The following is a 16,627-nucleotide window of genomic DNA, read 5'->3' as shown; positions in this document are numbered from 1 at the left end:
TCACACCTCCAGCGACACGAGGCGATCGGCGATGTGCCGCGCGGACGGCCGCTCGATGCGATCGACCACCCGCCCGTCCGCGAGGAACACCACGGTGTCGGCGGCCGCGGCGGCGACCGGGTCGTGCGTGACCATGACGATCGTCTGTCCCGCGTCGTCGCACATGTCCCGCAGCAGCCCCAACACGGTGCGGGCGGACGCCGAATCGAGCGCGCCGGTCGGCTCGTCAGCGAAGAGCACCCTGGGCCGGGTGACCATCGCCCGCGCCAGCGCGACGCGCTGCTGTTGCCCACCCGACAATTCGCGGGGACGATGCCGCCCCCGGTCCGCGAGCCCCACGTCGGCGAGCGCGGACCGGACGTCCTCGCGCCGCACTCTGCGCCCCGCCAGCCGCAGCGGCAGCGCCACGTTCTGTTCGGCGGTCAGGGACGCGACCAGGTTGAAGTTCTGGAACACGAACCCGACCGTGCCGCGCCGCAGTCGGGTCAGTCGCCGGTCGTCCGCGTCGGTCATGTCCTCACCGAGGAGGGTGACGCGACCCGAGTCGACCGTGTCGAGCCCGGCTGCGCAGTGCAGCAGCGTCGACTTGCCCGATCCCGACGGCCCCATCACCGCGACCCAGGCGCCGGCCGCGAGCGACAGGTCCACACCGTTCAGCGCTCGCACCCGCGCGTCGCCGTTGCCGTACCCGCGCACCACCTGCCGCATCTCCAGCACCGGTACATCGGGCCGCGCCGCACCGGGCCGTACCGGCTCCGAACCCCTCGGCGCGTACTTCACTTCGCCACCCGTGCCGCCCACTTCGTCCTCCCGGCCCCGCCCGCCGCCACGGTTCGGGCGGTATTCGAAGTCCATCAACACGGGCGCCCGGGGGCACTCCGGGAGGCAGGCGGATTCCGGGTATCCCTAGGCATACCCGGGGTATCGACGGTCCGCGTTGCCGATGCGTCGGCGTTCCCGCCGTCGTACTACCGGTGCGCGCCGTGCACGATCAGCGCCCAGGCCAGGCAGGCGAACGCCGCCGTGTGCAGGAACGCGCGGACGATGTTCCAGGTCACCCACTTGCCCTCGAAGTCCGCGCGGATCGAGGCCGATTGCCCGGCCCGGTCGGGATCACCGGCCTGCGCGAGTCGGTTGTTGAGGGGCACGTTGACGCCGGCCGTGACCACGAAGGCGACCAGGTACAGCGCGAGCGCCGCGAGTACCCAGGGCAACACGGGCCGACCCTGGTCGCGCCAGGCCTGGACGGCGGCCAGACCGAGAAGGGGGATCGTGCCCATGAACGGAAGCATGAAGACCGGGTTGAGGATGGCCTTGTTGATGCCCCGCATCGCCTCGACGAACGTGTGGTCGGACGAGCGGCCGAGACCCGGCATGACCGAGTAGGAGAAGGCGGCGAACAATCCGGCCATCAGCCCCGCGGTGACAAGGGCGGTGAGCAGCACACCGGTCTGCAGGTGTTCCATGGCGCGTCCTCCTGGTTGCCGGCCACATCGACCACGCGGCCACGAGGGCGTCGCCGCAGCTCAACCATCGGATCCGGAGCGGCTTGTCGGCAACGCCCGTTTCCGCAAGGCGCGTTAACCTGACGGTTAACGTCACGGCCGCTTGCCACGAACCGTGTGGGTCCCCCGACACGGGCTTTCCGGGGGTCAGGCGGCGAAGTACCGGCCAGAACGCGCTTCTTGGCGATCCGGAGCGCTGTCCGGACACGTGTCCGATGCTTTTCGGACAATTCCGTCCGACAGGTTGCCCGGTTCCTGGCAGGATGCCAGCCGAGTGATGCGGTGTCGCCGCGGTGGGTACGTCGGGGCGAGCCGGGGGTGAATGCGGTGACGAGAGGCAGTCGATGGAGTTCGAGGATCGGGTCCCGTTCGTGGTCCGACTGGAGTCCGAGGATCGGCAGGCCCTTTTCGCGCGCGGCACCCGCCTGGTTTTTCCCGTACGCCAGGTGCTTCTACGCCAACATGAGCCTTCGGCGCACGTGCTGATCCTGCTCTCCGGTTGGACGAAGGTCACCTCGGCCGCGGCGAACGGCTACGAGGCGCTGCTGGCACTGCGCGGGCCCGGCGACATCATCGGAGACGGTGCGGCGGTCAGCGGACGGCACCGGTCGGCGACCGTCACGGCTTTGGGGCAGGTGGAGGCATTGGCCGTCGAGACCGAGCAGTTCAACGCCCTTCTCGATGAACGGCCTGGCATCACCAAGAAGTTGCTGGCGCTGACCGCAGACAGGACTCGTGACAGCGACCGTCGGCGTGTGCAGTACGCGGCCATGAACGTGCAGGAACGACTCGCGCTGCTCCTCCTGGAATTGATGCGCGGTCACGGTCGGGACTCCCAGGAGGAGGGGGTGCGACTCACTCCCGGGCTCACCCAGAGTGAGCTGGCGGGTTCCGTGGGCGCGTCCCGGGAAGCGGTCGCGCGTCTGTTGAAAGACCTGCGCGAGCGCGGAATCGTGCGCACCGAGCGCCGCAGCCTGGTGGTCATCAGGCCGGAGGCGCTTCGGAGAATGGCGCGCCATGACGTTCGCTGAGCGGGCACCAGGCCGGTCGGGCGGCAGGTCCCGTTCTGTGCAGACGGTCACAGTTCGACAGTGCCGGTTTCCATCGCGCGGCAACCGTCTCCTCTGACACCGTCTTGGGTGTCCAGCCGGGCCTTGGGAGCCCGTTTCTCCAGCGGAAGGCAGCCATGGGTGAGCCGGTGAACCGAACGATTCTGCTCTTCGACACCGAGCGGTTCAGTCATCGCGACGACGTCGTACAGGCAGTCCTACGGCGGAGTCTGAACGCGATCGTCGACCAGACACTGGTGGCCGCCGGTGTCGAGGCGACGCTCCAGTACCGCGAGGACCGCGGCGACGGCATGATCGTGCTGCTCGGCGCCGATGTGGCCAAGACAGCCGTTCTGCGCTCCCTCCTGACGCTCACCCCCGAGTTGCTGCACGACCACAACCGCCTCGCCTCGCGTAGCGCGCAGATGCGGCTGCGGATGGTGTTGGCCGCCGGTGAGATCACGCACGACCCTCACACCGGCACCGTCGGCGGGATCGTCGGGCACGATCTGAACCAGGCATGTCGGTTGCTCGACTCGGAAGCGCTGCGCACCGCGTTGGCCGAACGCACGGACGAGGAGAGCGTGCTGATGGTCAGTACGCAGGTCTACGAAGGTGTGGTCCGGCACGGTTATCGAGGGGTGCGGCCGGAACATTTCGAACGTATCGAGCTGGAGGTCAAGGACGGTGTGGTCTGCGCGTGGCTGCACAACCGGCACGGGGCAGCGGGTGCTTCGGAGACGGGGGATCAGAGTCGGACTGCTCGACCCGGGTTCGCTTCGCACGCGGCGGCGGGTACGGAAGGAGCGGGTTCGGCAGGAACGGGTTCGGCAGGCGACGTTCCGCAGGCATCCCGGGCGCAGGCCCAAGAGCGGCCCGTAGGGACGGTGTTCCATTTTCATGGGACCCCAGAGGTACACGGCTCCATCGTCGGCGGCGACCAACACGGAGTCAGCGGGGGTCGGGTTACCGGTGATGTCGTCCTCGGCGGCGTCGTCACCAAGGGAGCCCCGGCTTCCGACAGCGAGGACGGCAGGAGGTCGTCGTGAGTCCCGTACAGGGGACACAGGCTCCCGGACGCGATGGGGTCGCGGCGGAACCGGGCCGCGAGTCCACGCCGCCGGAGCCTGCCCCGACACCCGGTGACCCGGAAACGCCCGCGGCTCGCGAGCAGCTCGATCACGACGACGAGGTCGACACCGGCGGCGAACACGCGTGGGACTCGCGACGCGACCTGTACCGGCACAGCCCCGGCATCATGCTGGACCACTCCGCGCGGCTGGGCGGCTCGCTTGTCGGCGGGGATCAGCACGGGGTGAGCGGCGGTCATGTCACCGGCGACGTCATCCTCGGAGGCAGCAAGATCGAATACCACCTCGGTGGCGACGGCGAAGAGACGTCCGGCGAGATCCCTGTCGCCGAGGTCGAGGCGCTCGCCCTGAGCTTTGTTCATTCGACGAGTCCGCAGGACGAGGAGTCCGAGCGGGTGCCGGCCTCATGCGGCGAGGCCGACGCCACGTGGCAACCCGACAGTCCCTTCGGCTTGGCACTCGACCTCCTCCGGCGGCAGCGTGTCGCGGTCATCTCCGGCCCGGCGACGACCGGGCGCCGTACCGCCGCTCTCATGTTGCTGCGTGCCGCCGGATCCGCCACGTATCGGGCGCTGGATCCCGCGCTCTCGCCCGGGCGCTACGCCGGAGAACTTCGTTCTCGATGCGGGCACTTGCTCGCCGACTTCGCAACCAGCGCCGAACGGCCGCTGCGTGAACACCACGTACGGGCACTGAGTGAGAAACTGCACGCCACCGAAAGCCACCTTGTCATCGTGGTCGGGCCTCACCCGGTCGTTCAAGGCGTCGACTTCGTATCGTGGCAGCTGCCCGAACCCGATCGGATTCTGCGCGGACACTTGCGTCACAAGGATCTGGGCGGACGTGCGATCGAGGACCTACTTGCCTTACCCGCGGTTCGGTCGGTGCTCGCGCACCGGCGCCCCGTGGCCGAACTGGCGCGATTCGCCGACCGAATCGCCCAACACGCCTGCGGTGTGCTCTCGTTGGACGGCCTCGCGATGTTCGGTTACTACGCCGCCGAGCGGCAGGTGCGACGGTGGTTCGACGGCATGGATCAGACCCTGCACGACAAGGCGTTCCTGGTTGCCCTGGCCGCCTTCGACGAGGCCCCCTACGCGTTGACCGCCGAGTTGAGCGATGCCTTGTTCGGGCTCTTGCAGCGCATCGAGAATCCAGACGAGCCGGCCTGTATCCCCGTCTTCGGTACCTCCAGCGCCCAGCGTGTCGAGCTCGCTCAGGCGGACCGCTACCAGGAGGCCGAGGAAACCGAGTGGGGGCCGGTACTTCAGACGAAGATCCAGTTCCGGGACCGACTCACCGCCATCACCCTGCTCCGCGAGGTCTGGACCGGACATCCGTCGGCACGTCCCGCCATGGTCGCGTGGCTGCGAAAGCTGGCATTCGATCCTCGTCCGCTCGTTCGCAACCGTGCCGCCTCCACGACCGCCGTACTGGCCCAGGCAGATCTTCCTTCGACCATGGCCCTGCTCATCCAGCCCTGGGCGGCCGACCGACGATTCCGCGCCCGGCTCGCCGCCGCGAGCGCGCTCGCCCTCGCCCATCACCTGGGTGCCCCGCACGTGCCCCACATTCTTCGGGCGTGGTGCGCCGCGCCCGATCACCACATGCGCCGGACGGCGGTACGCACCTACGCACTCGTGGGCGAGACCTTTCCCGGGCACGCCCTCACGGCGTTGATCGAGGCTGTGCGCGCCCTGGAGTCACGAGGCAGCGGTCCGGCTCGTGCGTGGCCCGAGGAAATCGACGAGATAGCCCAATCCGCCGCGACACTGCTGCTCGCCGCAGACCAGTACACGGCCTTGTCGGAGGACGTCGGGCACGCCGACAGCGCGCAGGGCACCGAGGTCACGGGTGGCCGCGGTACGGGTGCCGCAGCGGACACCGCGACCGGGTTGTGGCCCAGGCTGGTGCCGTTGACACGCCACAGCGCCACGCGGGAGTTCGCCCTGCGCACGGTCATCCACGCATGTGGGCCCACGGACGGCCCGCCCGACACCGGACGTCCCCTCCTGCTCGACCTCTTCGCCCGCGCGCGGAGTGCACCGGCGACTCCGGGTGCCTTCCTGCGGCAGTCTCTCGCAGCCCTGTGGCGCAGCATCCTCAACGATCCGATGTCCTCGGTATCCGGTCTCGAAGCCATGCGCCGATGGATTCGGGCCGCCGACCGTGACCCGGATGCCGAACGCGCCCTCGCGGAGCTGCTCCCCATGCTGGCCGTCACCGCCGAGGACGCGAAACGGCTCGTCTATCTCGTGGACAACCTGCGCGGCGGGGAGAGCGAGCAGTTCCCGCCGGCTGTCGCGCGGCGACTTCGCGCGACGTTGCCGGTGCCGGGACCATCGGCGCGGCCGTCCTCCGATCCGACACCGTAGGCGCGGCCGACGCGACACCTGCCCGAACCGAGGTCGATCGTCCGCACTGGTTCGACCCGGCCCCGGCCGACGCGACGAACCCGCACCGGTTCCTGCCGTCCGGACCCTCTCAAGGAGAGCAAACGCATGATGAGCCCGCCCCCGCAGTGGGAACAGAACGCGAACCGGGACACGCACATCGTCGACCCGGTGGTCACCATTCAGGAGCTGTCACGCTTCAGACCGCTGCGCACCACCAGGATCGACTACGCCTTGGTCTTCACCACCGCCAAGGGAGGTCTCGACACCTTCCTGCCGCCGCATCGTCCGAGCCGCGCCGAAATTGCCACCCGCCGGTGGACCAGCGTCTACTCGGTGGATGTGGGCCTGCACGAGGCCCGGGCCTTACTCGCGTTGCCCAGCAACAACGACGCCTTCCCCTTCGAGGTCACCATGGGCTGCGACTGGCAGGTCGCGGACCCGGCGGCGTTCGTCGCCAGTGGCGAACGTGATGTCCCCGCCATGGTGCAGCGGCTCGTCGACGGTCTCATCAGGCCCGTGCTGCGCGCGTACGCGATGGAGGACAGTGCCGTTGCGGAGAAGGACGCACAGGGCGTGCTGGCCGCGGCCGGTCCGCTGGGCACCGCGGCCGGACTGCGCGTGCGGTGCGGCATTCAGGTCCGGCGGGACGAGGCCGCCCTGGAGCATGCCCGGAAACTGCGCGAGATCGAGTTCGCCCGGCAAACGCTCGATCCGCAGCACACGCTGCTGATGCGGGAGGAGGAACTGGCGGCGGAGCGTGCGCTCGCGCAGGGCCGACACCGGCATTTGATCGAACTGCAGACCCAGAACCTGGACCACCAGAGGGAGTTGGTCCGCGGCGAGCAGGAACTGGAACGACAGGCGATCGAGGCGCAGAAGATCCGGTACTACACCCATTACCTGGAGCGGGGCGGACCGAGCGCGATGGCGTTCCAACTCGCACAGCACCCGGAAGACGCGCGTCTGGTCATGGAGAACCTTCGGCAGGATCAACTCAACGCTCTACAGGCCCAATTGCAGGTCGCGCTGCAAGCGCTCGGCGGCGGCCCCGGCGGGTTGGAGGAACACCAGTTGGACGAGCCGCGCAGACTGGCGGCGAACGTCATCAGGGAGGTTCTGAGCGCGAGGCTCGGGCCCATGGCACCCGGCAGGGAACCCGTCGTGGGGGAGGCGCCGTCCGAGACCGCGTCGATCGAGTCCCCCGCCGACGGCGAGGCCGTCACGGCCGATTCGGTGGAGGCCGGCTTCGACACCGGCGATGCGCCGCCGCAGGACGCGGGTGCCGTGTTCGGCTACCGGGTCCCGAATCCGCCGCCGGTCCCATGACGCCCGCAGGGCAGGCGCCGGACTCTCCCGCGCAAACCTTCGACCTGCGTACCGCCGAGCGGCTCCTGAAGGACCTTCGGCAGGAGGCAGCCAGGGTGGACACCAAAAGCTCCGTGCTGGTCGGTGCCCAGGGCATGGTTGTGGCCGTGCTCGTCGGTGTGCTCAGCACGCGTGGTTGGCATCCCGGCGTGCTGGCCGCGCTCGGCCAGTGGTTGTGGTGGACCGGCACGACGTGCCTCGTGGTCTCGCTGTCCGCCCTTTTGATGGCGGTAACCCCGCGTTACCGGGCGCGCGCATGGCAGCCGGGAATGCCCATCACCCACTTCGCCGACATACGGAGCGCCGCCGGCCACAGGCCCACGGCGCTGGAGGAGGCACTGCGGGATACGGAGCGCGCCCCCGAGGCCACGATTCTCGTCGCGCTCACGGAGAACAGCCGGATTGTGGCGGGCAAGTACCGGTCGTTGCGCATCGGTACGGCCTGTTTCGTGGCTGCACTGATCCTGCTGCCGGGCTCCCTCCTTGCCGCGTAAACGACTGCGCGTCTTTTCCGGCATCCAGGACGATCCCCAGGAGATCTACTGTCATGTCTGTGTACGAGCCGGACGCCGTTCCGGAGCCGAGCCCGAACACCGGGGCCGGACCGACTCCTCCGGACACCGGGGCCGGAGCAACTCCCCCTCCGGACACCAGGGCCGGAGCAACGCCCCGGAGAGACGGACCGCCGCCCTACCCGAGCGCTGTCGCACCGCAGGGCAGGGACGGCGCCGCGCCCGCGTGCCCGGAGCGGCCGCCTGTATACCCCGGCTCCGGGGCGGACGTGGAGGCACCACCGGCATACCCGGGCACCGCTGGGCCGGTGGGGGCCGACGTGCCACCGGAGTACCCGGGCATCGCTATGCCGATGGGGGCGGACGCGCCTCCGGAGTATCCGGGTGCGGCGATGCCGGTGGAGGTCGACGTGCCCCCGGAGTACCCGGGACCCATTCCGCCACCACGCGCGGCGCGGTCGGTACCGCGGCCCGCCGGAGCCGGTCGGGCGTCGCCGAGCGCTCCGCACGTGGCGCCCCCAGGTACGCCGACCTTGAACACCGTGGTACCGCCTCCACGGTTGCCGGCACACATCGAGATCAGCCCCCGAGTCAGTGCCGATGAAGGTAGTTCCGAGCAGGACGACTTGGCGCTGTTGTCCGGACGCAGGCACCTCAAAGCGCGTCAGCGCGGTGTGGACCGCGCCGCGCTCTGGCAACTCGTGGTGACCCTGCCGATCGCGTTGGTCAGTCTGTTCGTCGTGGTGGCTGTGTTCACCGTGATCAGCCCGGTCCTCGGGGCGCTCATGATGGTCGCCTGGCTGATTTCCGGGCCTCTGGTCTTCCACCGGCGCACAGAGGCGTCCATCGCCCGACATTTCATGGGCATGTGTCGCCCGAGCCCGGCGGACGCGCGACGCCTGGAGGAAGTATGGGGGGAGGTGACCCGTAGGGCAGGTGTGCGACAAGAGACCTACGAGCTGTGGATTCAAGAGCGCGGGGAACTCAACGCCACCGCGGCGGCGGGTCACATCGTCGGCGTGACCAGGCACGCGATGGACCGGTTGCCCAACTCCCAACTGGCCGCGATCCTCGCCCACGAGTTGGGTCATCACGTCGGCGGCCACACCTGGGCCGGGATGCTCGCCGACTGGTACGCGCTTCCGGCCCGGACGCTGGGGCGGTGGATCATCGCCGGTCTCTCCAAGCTCGTGTCCTCGAGGAACCGGCACGGCCTCGCCTGGGGCGGTTGTCTTTCCCTGCTCCTCCTGCTGTTTCTCTACACGCTGGCCTTCACGCTGGGGATGTGGTGGCTGGTCCTGCTCGTCGCGGTCGCCCCACTACTCATCTCATGGCTCCACCGCCGTGCCGAAGCCAGAGCGGACGACTACGCGTGCGGCCTCGGATTCGGCGCAGAACTCATGGCAGTACTCGCCCAGGAACACCGCAACCGGACCACCTCGCAGGCAACCGATCCATGGCCGAGATTCCCTCACGCGCCACCGTCCCACGCGAGCAACGCACACATCATGGTGAAGGGAGCCCACCAGGACTACGCGGCACGTCTACGACACCTACAGCGGGGCGTTCCCTCTCAAGGACGGTGACGTTCAAGACAACGTGAGTCCCCACCGGTGATCCAGTGGGGGCTGACGCTTTGCCTGTCCAGGCTGGCGGAGGATACGAGACTCGAACTCGTGAGGGGGTGAACCCAACACCCTTTCCAAGGGGTCATCCGCCGATCCGGCGACGCTCGCCAACGTCCTGGCCTGTGGTGGAGTTGTCGGCTGTCAGCCTCGCGAACGCCGCTGTACGCCGGTGAATGCAACCAGAACTGCAACCAGGGTGGTGGCTCTTGATTGGTTGATCAGGCTGACAACCTCTCCTGCGCCCTTGGAGTTCTCGGGGCCGCGCACCCTACGACTCGGTGATGCTGCGGGCGGTCTGTGGCAGCTCTGGGATGCAGGCGCCTACAGCGCCACTGTCGGCGGGTTCGTCTCGGACAACCCCACGCCGGTGCACGTGAGCGCGCATCCGGTTCGGTCACGTCGCCTGGGCGAGCCGGACGGCGTCGGGGCCGGCCGGGAAGCGCAGTTGGCCGGTCGTGTCGTGGGCGGCGCGCCAGACCGTCTCGGCGACGTCGCTCTCCTGGGTGAACAGATCCTGGCCGGTGAAGTCGGCCATGGCCCCCCTTGCGAACGGCGCGTAGGGCGGCGGGACCAGTTCGTCCGGCGGCCCGCCGGCCATGCCCTTCCCCGCGAAGTTCGTCGTCAGACAGGCGCCCGGCTGGACCGTCTTGGCCCGTACGCCGAAGGGTGCGAGTTCGAGCGCGAGGGACGAGGTGAAGCCCTCGACGGCCGCCTTGCTCGCCTTGTAAACGGCCGAGAGGGGCATGTGGCCCAGCACCACGCTGGAGGTCACGTTGACCACCACGCCGGATCCGCGCTCGCGGAACTGGGGCAGCACCGCCTGCGTCGTGGCCATCACGCCGAACGTGTTGGTCTCGAACACCTCCCGCACGCGGGCCATCGGGGTGCCCTCGAACACGCTGATCGAGGGGATGCCCGCGTTGTTGACCAGGGCGTCGATCGGCCCGGCGGCCTCGAGCGCGGTGGTGATCGTGTCGGGCTTGGTCACGTCCAGTTCGACGATGCGAAGCCGGTCCGACTCGGGCAGGACGTCCGGACGCCGGCTTCGCATCGTCGCGATGACGTTCCACCCCTGCGCGTGGAAGTGGAGGGCGGTCGCGCGGCCGTACCCGGACGAGGTCCCGGTGATCAGAACGGTGTTCATGCTGTGCCCCTTGCGATGTGGTGGGATCCGCGGACTGGAATGTTCATTCCTGCTCAACGGGGGTTTCAGTGATCCCATTGAATCGCTCTGAACTGGGAAAACAGTAGAACTATCCTCGCCCCTCCTTGCACGATTCTCCCATTCTGTGCGACCGCACTCAGGGCATGACGCTTGCCGGGCCGCAGGCGGCGTCCCGCAGGCGGACCGCGTCCCGGCCCGGAGGCGCGCCGAACCGGCGGCGGTACTCGCGGCTGAACTGCGACGGGTTGTCGTAGCCGACGCGCCGGCCAACCCCGGCGACATCGCCCGGGTGGGTGGCCAGCAGCAGTCGTGCCTCCTGGAGTCGGATCTGCTTCTGGAACTGGATGGGGCTCATCGCGGTCACCGCCTGGAAGTTGCGGTAGAACGCGGAGGCGCTCATGCCGGACAGGCGGGCCACGTCCTCGACCCGGAAGGGCTCGGCGTAATGCTCACGGATCCAGCGTGCGGCACGTGAGACATGACTGAGGCCGCTGTCGGCGATGCCCAGTTGGCGCACCGTCGCACCCTGCTCGCCGGTGATCACGCGCCACAGGATCTCGCGTTTGATCAGCGGGGCCAGTACGGCGCGGTCGCGGGGTTCGTCGAGCAGGCGCAGCAGTCGGACCACCGCGTCCAGGAGGGCGGGCGGGGCATTGCTGACGGCGATCCCCGACGGCGGGCCTCCGCCGGTGCGGGGCATGTCTCCGGGGCCGGCCTGCAGCAGGAGCTCGGCAACGGCGGACGGTTCGAGGACGAGCCCGAAACCCAGCGCCGGGCGGCCGGGGTCGGCCTGGGTGAACTGTCCGGTGACGGGCAGGTCGACGGAGGCGACCAGGTACTGCCCCGGGCCGTACTCGTAGACCCGGTCGCCCAGCGCGAGCCGTTTGGCGCCCTGGGCGATGACCGCCAGGACCGTGCCGGACATGGAGGGCGCGGGCGGGTCGGGCCGGTCGACCTTCGAGATCAGGACGCCGTCGACGGCGGTGGTCCAGTCGGGGCGGGCGTGCCTGGCCAGCAGGTCGCGGAACTCATCGAGGGGCATGCGCCCATTTCAGCAGCAATGCGCGGTGGCACTCCCGATTCTGCGAGGATCATGCAAGAGCGCGAGAGGATCGTTCTAACATTTCCGCAGGTCAGAGGCGTTGAATGGAGGCAGTCCACTCCACCGAAGCGAAGAAGGCTCCTCATGATTGCCAACTACGGATTCGCCGCCACGCTGACCGCCGCCCCCGGAATGGGCGACCGGCTGGTCGAACTGCTGTCGACCGGCCTGGACGAGGGCAGCCCCGGCGCGAGCGAGCACTGCGTCGTCTACCTGGTCTCGCGTTCCGCCTCCGACCCCGACGTCGTGCACGTCACCGAGGGATGGACCAGCGAGGAGGACCACCACCGGACGTTCGCCGGCGAGGCCGCCCAGGCGATCGTGGCGCGGATCGGCGGACTGCTGGCCAAGGAGCCGGAGAACACCGACTACGTCCCGGTCTGCGGCAAGGCCGCCTTCTAGGTCCCGACAAGGCTGCCTTCCAAGCCCGGGGAGGCCGCACCGGTGCCTGCCGAGGCGGCCCCGCTCCACCCGAAATCCCGCCCGAACGCCCCCGCACCATCCCGCGAAAGGCCGACGACCATGACCACAGCGCGCCCCGCCCTGGACCCCGAACTGCGCGACCTCCTCACCGACATGCCGCTGATGTCCGAACTCACCATGGAATTGCTCGCACAACTGCGGCAGTACCCCTCGACGCCGGTCGAGTCCCTGCTCGCCGACCGGCGGGTCGACCGGCGCGAGGTCACCGTGCCCGCCACGGACGGCACTCCGATACCCCTGTCGGTCTTCACCCCCGAGAGCGCCGACCGCACCACCGCCGCGCCCTGCGTGTACTGGATCCACGGCGGCGGGATGGTGATGGGCGACCGCTTCTCGCAGATCGACATACCGCTGGAGTGGCTCGACGCGTTCGGCGCGGTCGTGGTGTCCGTGGACTACCGGCCGGCGCCCGAGGCCACCGGCACCGTCCCCGTCGACGACTGCTACCGGGGACTGCTCTGGGTGGCCGAACACGCCGAGGAACTGGGCGTCGATCCCGCCCGGATCATCGTCGCGGGAGCCAGCGCGGGCGGCGGCCTGGCGGCCGGCGTCACCCTGCTGGCCCGCGACCTCGGCACTCCGGCGATCGCCGCGCAGATACTGATCTGCCCCATGCTCGACCACCGCAACAACAGCACCTCCAGCCGCCAGTACTCCGGCGGGCCCGGCGTCTGGACTCGCGAGATGAACGACTTCGGCTGGCGCTGCGTTCTCGGCGACCTCACCGATGACGACGTGCCCGCGTACGTCTCACCCTCGCTGGCCGACGATCTCTCGAACCTGCCGACCACCTACATCGACACCGGCTCGGCCGAAGTGTTCCGCGATGAGGACACCGACTACGCCACCCGGATCTGGGCGGCCGGCGGACAGGCCGAACTCCACGTCTGGGCAGGCGGCTTCCACGGCTTCGACGCCCTGTATCCGCAGGCGCAGATCTCGGCCACGGCCCGCCGCACCCGCACCGACTGGCTAGCCCGGCTCCTGCACGCCACATGACCCCGCAACCCGCGGCGGCGCCGGCACCGACTCGGCGCGCGAGGGTTGGGACCGGGAGCGAGGAGCAAACCGAGACCAACAACAACGTTGCCCCCGGCCGCAGAGCGACCGGGGGTAACGTTTTGCCTGTTCAGGCTGGCGGAGGATACGAGATTCGAACTCGTGAGGGGGGTGAACCCAACACGCTTTCCAAGGGCTCACATGCCTGTCCGGTGAGCCTCACCAACGTCCTGACCTGCTCCGAACCGCCCGACTGGTCAACCGCTGAACTCCTCCGTATGCCCATGAACGCAACCAGAATTGCAACCAGGACGAATCACCGGGCTGGTTGCTCTGGAGCAGGTGAGGGTCCTTTCGGGGGACGGAGCAGCCCCACCTGCTCCCTGTGGACATCATCGGCATGAGTGTCGTCGCCTGGCCCTAGGGTGACCGCATGGTGACGTTCCGATCTGGATTCACGCTGCGGCGCATGGTCGAGGCAACGCAGGAGTTGACGGGGCAGCCGAGCGTGCTGGAGCGCATCGAAGCCGTGTTGCGCATCATGGGGGCGGACCGTACGTACGGGAAGGGCAGGCCGTTGGTGGATGCCCTGGAAGGCGTATCCCGAGAGGCCATCCTGCATGGGGACTTCGAACTCGCCCAACGTTTTCAGCGGTTCGCCGGCTATGCCGGAGGAGAACTGTTCCTCGAAGTCGTGGAGACATACTACGACGACGAGGCGCGGCAGCGTAGTGAGGAATTCATGCGGAGGTTGGCTGCGCTCGGCGCTGACCGGGCGGTCGCCGCTATTGACGTGCTCTGTCGTGACAACCCCGGCGCGACTGCCGCCAACGCCCGTGATCTTTTCAAGGGGATCGCTCAGTCCGTCGACCACCTGGGCCTTGGGAGCGGCGATGGTGGCATCCGACTGTCCACTCGGGAAGTGAGGCGACTCCAGCAGTACGGGCACATGGAAGTGCTCCTTCGCTCCCTGCCCAACTTGGCATCCACGGAAGCGGCCCGATTGATGAGTGATGTTCTGGCGGATGCCGACGCAGGCCTATTGGCCCAGTTCCTCGAACTCAAGGCGAGGCGGGCCGCGTTGGTGGACTTGCGGGCCGCAGTGGAGGATCCGGTCAGCTCCGAGAGTGCCCTCCACGCTTGCCTGAAGAATCAGGCGTGGATCTTCGGTGGGGCCTACGTTGCCGAGCTGGCGCGACGTCAATACACCCCGGACACCATCCTCGACATTCCACTCTTGCGTGCTGACGGGTCACTGCACGTGGTTGAACTCAAACGCGCCTGCATAAGCAACTTGGTCGTCAGGCTCAACGGCCACCTGATGCTGGGCGCGCCGGCACATCGCGCCGTCTCCCAGTCGCAGAACTACCTTCGAACCTTGGACGAGAACCGGAGAACCATCCTGGCAACCCACGGTGTCGACACCCGTAGAGCCTCGGCCACTGTCGTGATCGGCCATTCCCGGTACGTGAGCGGGGGGATCACCTCTCAGGAGATCTCGGAGACACTGCGCACCTACAACACGCATGCCACTCGCATAGAAGTGATCACGTATGAGACCTTGCTGGATTCGGCAGCAAGGATGCTGGCACTTTCGTCGACACAGCAATCCTCCGACGCGGCTGAGGAGTCCGACGCATGAACGATGCGCGTCCCGAGATTGAGCAACTCTTGGCTGGCTTGTGCGGCGGCTCGATCACCGCCGATGACTACGTGGGCTATTTCCTGAACGAGTATGGCGAAGAGCTTTTCTTTGCCCAGTGTCAAGGCGAGAAGACGGCGCGACTCTGGCACAGCGATGCGGAATGGCAGATGTTCCATGTCGGCGACGACTCGATACGAGTCGGCCATGTCATGGGCGGGATGATCACCGTTGACGACCTGATCATCAATCAGCCTGAAGCGTCCTGGTTGTCTGCCTGTCTGGCCGCGTCCCGCCACTTGCGTCCAGAGTAGCGAGGGCAAGTGAGGGTGGGTGTACCCGCCTTGGGCGAAGGTGCTTGTTTGGTGATATTTGCCGTAAATGTTCGGAATAAGTGCAACCAGAACTGCAACCAAGACGACGTCAGCCCGGACCGTGAGAAACGATCCGGGCTGACGTTTTGCCTGTTCAGGCTGGCGGAGGATACGAGATTCGAACTCGTGAGGGGGTGAACCCAACACGCTTTCCAACTGTTCAACCGGGGGTTCAGGGAGAGCCGGGAGCATCCTGGCCTGCGGACGAGGCGCCTGATTGCTATCTGGCGGACGCCCTTGGACGTGAGTGACTGCAACCAGAACTGCAACCACAGGGCGCTGGGATCCTGCCTTGTCTCTGCCACTCGTCATGTGACGAGCGGGGACCCGGCACGACCTTTGCCGTCCTGGCAGACCAAGGCCGATGCCGTAGTCCGCGAGAGAGAGTCGTAGAGGTTCTGATGAGGCTTGGAGGACAGCAGAACGGAAAGGCGTAGATTGGCCCGGTCGGGGTGGTGGCGGTAGTCCATGAGTTGGCCCACCGCCGTCCGTACTGTCCTACGGTCTGCCTTTGCTTTGGCCTCGTAGAGAACGCCTGCCGTGTCGTCGACCAGATCGGTCCACAAGAGCTTGGCCGACCCGGCGACGAGGACCTGGTACCTCCGACGCTCATGGCCGAGGTTGGCCAGGTGCTCCCAGTGTGCATAGACGAGAGCTGCTTCTGGTCGCCCGGTTTGCCTCGTCCTCTCTTGCTTCATCCGAACGACTCCCATGGTGTGGACGGCCTTGGGAGGAGCCGGGACGCTTCGTGTCTTGGCCAACAGCAAGGCTGTAGGGCCGGGTACAGGGATTTGATCCACACGTGGCAGGTGGCCCGATGCAGTCGTGGGGCAGCGGCGCGGACATGCGCCCGGCGCTGATGCAAGGCGTGCACCCGGTCAAGCAGCACTGCGACATCCGTCAGATTTCCACGCGGCGGCCCCTCTGCCCGGCAGCGTCCCACCGTTGCAAGTTCTCAAACTCAAGGGTTCGCTGGTTTCGACGACGTTGTTCCGGGTCCTGTTGGGCCGCGGTGCAGACGACCGTGAAAATGAGAGCGTTCACAATGCCTCAGTCGATGCGCAAAGGGTGCGGCCCCATTTCGGGCTGCATCTTTCGGAGTTCCTTGTAGACGCTGCTGAATGGTTGCCCGATTGAGCGGTCGGCGTAACGAGTGCATGAGGTGCGTGTTTCGGAATGAAACGCTCGCCGAAGGCGGTTTTACCTTCCAGGGTGGTCAGGGCTAGTGCTGTGACCGGAAACGTTCACCGGGTGGCCGGGGTGGTCAGGCTGCTCGGGTGAGGGGGCGTCCGCCGTAGCGGACGCCCTTTTCGCTG

Annotated in this window: 14 protein-coding genes; 10 read left to right on the top strand and 4 right to left on the bottom strand. The window is 67.9% G+C overall.

The window, feature by feature from the left end:
• Positions 1-708 (bottom strand): ABC transporter ATP-binding protein, encoded by a 708-nt coding sequence (locus tag ACH4XV_RS46405; RefSeq protein ID WP_395800363.1) that lies wholly within the window; start codon positions 706-708, stop codon positions 1-3.
• 260 nt (positions 709-968) lie between these two features.
• Entirely contained in the window at positions 969-1,466 is a 498-nt protein-coding gene (locus ACH4XV_RS46400; protein WP_395800325.1) for a DUF1772 domain-containing protein, read from the bottom strand.
• A gap of 383 nt (positions 1,467-1,849) precedes the next feature.
• Between ACH4XV_RS46400 and ACH4XV_RS46395 the strand changes: the two genes are divergently transcribed.
• The 6 genes from ACH4XV_RS46395 (at position 1,850) to ACH4XV_RS46370 (ending at position 9,504) form a co-directional block, all read left to right on the top strand.
• Entirely contained in the window at positions 1,850-2,536 is a 687-nt protein-coding gene (locus ACH4XV_RS46395) for a Crp/Fnr family transcriptional regulator (RefSeq protein ID WP_395800323.1), read from the top strand.
• Positions 2,537-2,703: 167 nt separating this feature from the next.
• Positions 2,704-3,603, top strand: coding sequence for a hypothetical protein (locus tag ACH4XV_RS46390; RefSeq protein ID WP_395800321.1), 900 nt, complete (start codon positions 2,704-2,706; stop codon positions 3,601-3,603).
• The gene (locus ACH4XV_RS46385; protein ID WP_395800319.1) at positions 3,600-6,020 is read left to right on the top strand and encodes a hypothetical protein; all 2,421 of its coding nucleotides are present in this window, start codon (positions 3,600-3,602) and stop codon (positions 6,018-6,020) included. The genes ACH4XV_RS46390 and ACH4XV_RS46385 overlap by 4 nt, the downstream gene beginning before the upstream one ends.
• 126 nt (positions 6,021-6,146) lie before the next feature.
• Positions 6,147-7,367: a PE-PGRS family protein gene (locus ACH4XV_RS46380; protein ID WP_395800317.1), complete on the top strand. Its 1,221-nt coding sequence runs from the start codon at positions 6,147-6,149 to the stop codon at positions 7,365-7,367.
• 95 nt (positions 7,368-7,462) lie between these two features.
• A complete protein-coding gene (locus tag ACH4XV_RS46375; RefSeq protein ID WP_395800315.1) occupies positions 7,463-7,900 on the top strand; it encodes a Pycsar system effector family protein in 438 nt (145 codons plus the stop codon).
• A 560-nt stretch (positions 7,901-8,460) separates the two neighbouring features.
• Positions 8,461-9,504 (top strand): M48 family metalloprotease, encoded by a 1,044-nt coding sequence (locus tag ACH4XV_RS46370; RefSeq protein ID WP_395800313.1) that lies wholly within the window; start codon positions 8,461-8,463, stop codon positions 9,502-9,504.
• A 436-nt stretch (positions 9,505-9,940) separates the two neighbouring features.
• Here ACH4XV_RS46370 and ACH4XV_RS46365 read toward each other — a convergent pair whose 3' ends face one another.
• Together ACH4XV_RS46365 and ACH4XV_RS46360 are read right to left on the bottom strand one after the other, a co-directional pair.
• A complete protein-coding gene (locus ACH4XV_RS46365) occupies positions 9,941-10,690 on the bottom strand; it encodes an SDR family oxidoreductase (protein ID WP_395800311.1) in 750 nt (249 codons plus the stop codon).
• A gap of 157 nt (positions 10,691-10,847) precedes the next feature.
• Positions 10,848-11,753 (bottom strand): AraC family transcriptional regulator N-terminal domain-containing protein, encoded by a 906-nt coding sequence (locus tag ACH4XV_RS46360; protein ID WP_395800309.1) that lies wholly within the window; start codon positions 11,751-11,753, stop codon positions 10,848-10,850.
• 144 nt (positions 11,754-11,897) lie between these two features.
• Here ACH4XV_RS46360 and ACH4XV_RS46355 point away from each other — a divergent pair, with 144 nt between their 5' ends.
• The 4 genes from ACH4XV_RS46355 (at position 11,898) to ACH4XV_RS46340 (ending at position 15,251) form a co-directional block, all read left to right on the top strand.
• A complete protein-coding gene (locus ACH4XV_RS46355) occupies positions 11,898-12,215 on the top strand; it encodes a putative quinol monooxygenase (protein WP_395800307.1) in 318 nt (105 codons plus the stop codon).
• Between the two features lie 120 nt (positions 12,216-12,335).
• The gene (locus ACH4XV_RS46350; RefSeq protein WP_395800306.1) at positions 12,336-13,295 is read left to right on the top strand and encodes an alpha/beta hydrolase; all 960 of its coding nucleotides are present in this window, start codon (positions 12,336-12,338) and stop codon (positions 13,293-13,295) included.
• A gap of 433 nt (positions 13,296-13,728) precedes the next feature.
• Positions 13,729-14,937, top strand: coding sequence for a Shedu anti-phage system protein SduA domain-containing protein (locus tag ACH4XV_RS46345; protein ID WP_395800304.1), 1,209 nt, complete (start codon positions 13,729-13,731; stop codon positions 14,935-14,937).
• On the top strand, positions 14,934-15,251 hold the full coding sequence (locus ACH4XV_RS46340; protein ID WP_395800302.1) for a hypothetical protein: 318 nt from the start codon (positions 14,934-14,936) through the stop codon (positions 15,249-15,251). Before ACH4XV_RS46345 ends, ACH4XV_RS46340 begins: the two co-directional genes overlap by 4 nt.
• Positions 15,252-16,627: the final 1,376 nt, after the last annotated feature.

The organism is Embleya sp. NPDC020630, assembly GCF_044334985.1.
In the GTDB taxonomy this organism is placed as follows: Bacteria; Actinomycetota; Actinomycetes; order Streptomycetales; family Streptomycetaceae; genus Embleya.
This window is presented reverse-complemented; position numbering and strand designations above follow the sequence as displayed.

What these genes read in the sequence shown, in the direction of transcription:
- ACH4XV_RS46405 (WP_395800363.1), bottom strand. Translation starts at nt 708, where the DNA reads ATGCGGCAGGTGGTGCGCGGGTACGGCAACGGCGACGCGCGGGTGCGA.
- ACH4XV_RS46355 (WP_395800307.1), top strand. Translation starts at nt 11,898, where the DNA reads ATGATTGCCAACTACGGATTCGCCGCCACGCTGACCGCCGCCCCCGGA.
- ACH4XV_RS46380 (WP_395800317.1), top strand. Translation starts at nt 6,147, where the DNA reads ATGATGAGCCCGCCCCCGCAGTGGGAACAGAACGCGAACCGGGACACG.
- ACH4XV_RS46365 (WP_395800311.1), bottom strand. Translation starts at nt 10,690, where the DNA reads ATGAACACCGTTCTGATCACCGGGACCTCGTCCGGGTACGGCCGCGCG.
- ACH4XV_RS46350 (WP_395800306.1), top strand. Translation starts at nt 12,336, where the DNA reads ATGACCACAGCGCGCCCCGCCCTGGACCCCGAACTGCGCGACCTCCTC.
- ACH4XV_RS46360 (WP_395800309.1), bottom strand. Translation starts at nt 11,753, where the DNA reads ATGCCCCTCGATGAGTTCCGCGACCTGCTGGCCAGGCACGCCCGCCCC.
- ACH4XV_RS46345 (WP_395800304.1), top strand. Translation starts at nt 13,729, where the DNA reads ATGGTGACGTTCCGATCTGGATTCACGCTGCGGCGCATGGTCGAGGCA.
- ACH4XV_RS46395 (WP_395800323.1), top strand. Translation starts at nt 1,850, where the DNA reads ATGGAGTTCGAGGATCGGGTCCCGTTCGTGGTCCGACTGGAGTCCGAG.
- ACH4XV_RS46340 (WP_395800302.1), top strand. Translation starts at nt 14,934, where the DNA reads ATGAACGATGCGCGTCCCGAGATTGAGCAACTCTTGGCTGGCTTGTGC.
- ACH4XV_RS46400 (WP_395800325.1), bottom strand. Translation starts at nt 1,466, where the DNA reads ATGGAACACCTGCAGACCGGTGTGCTGCTCACCGCCCTTGTCACCGCG.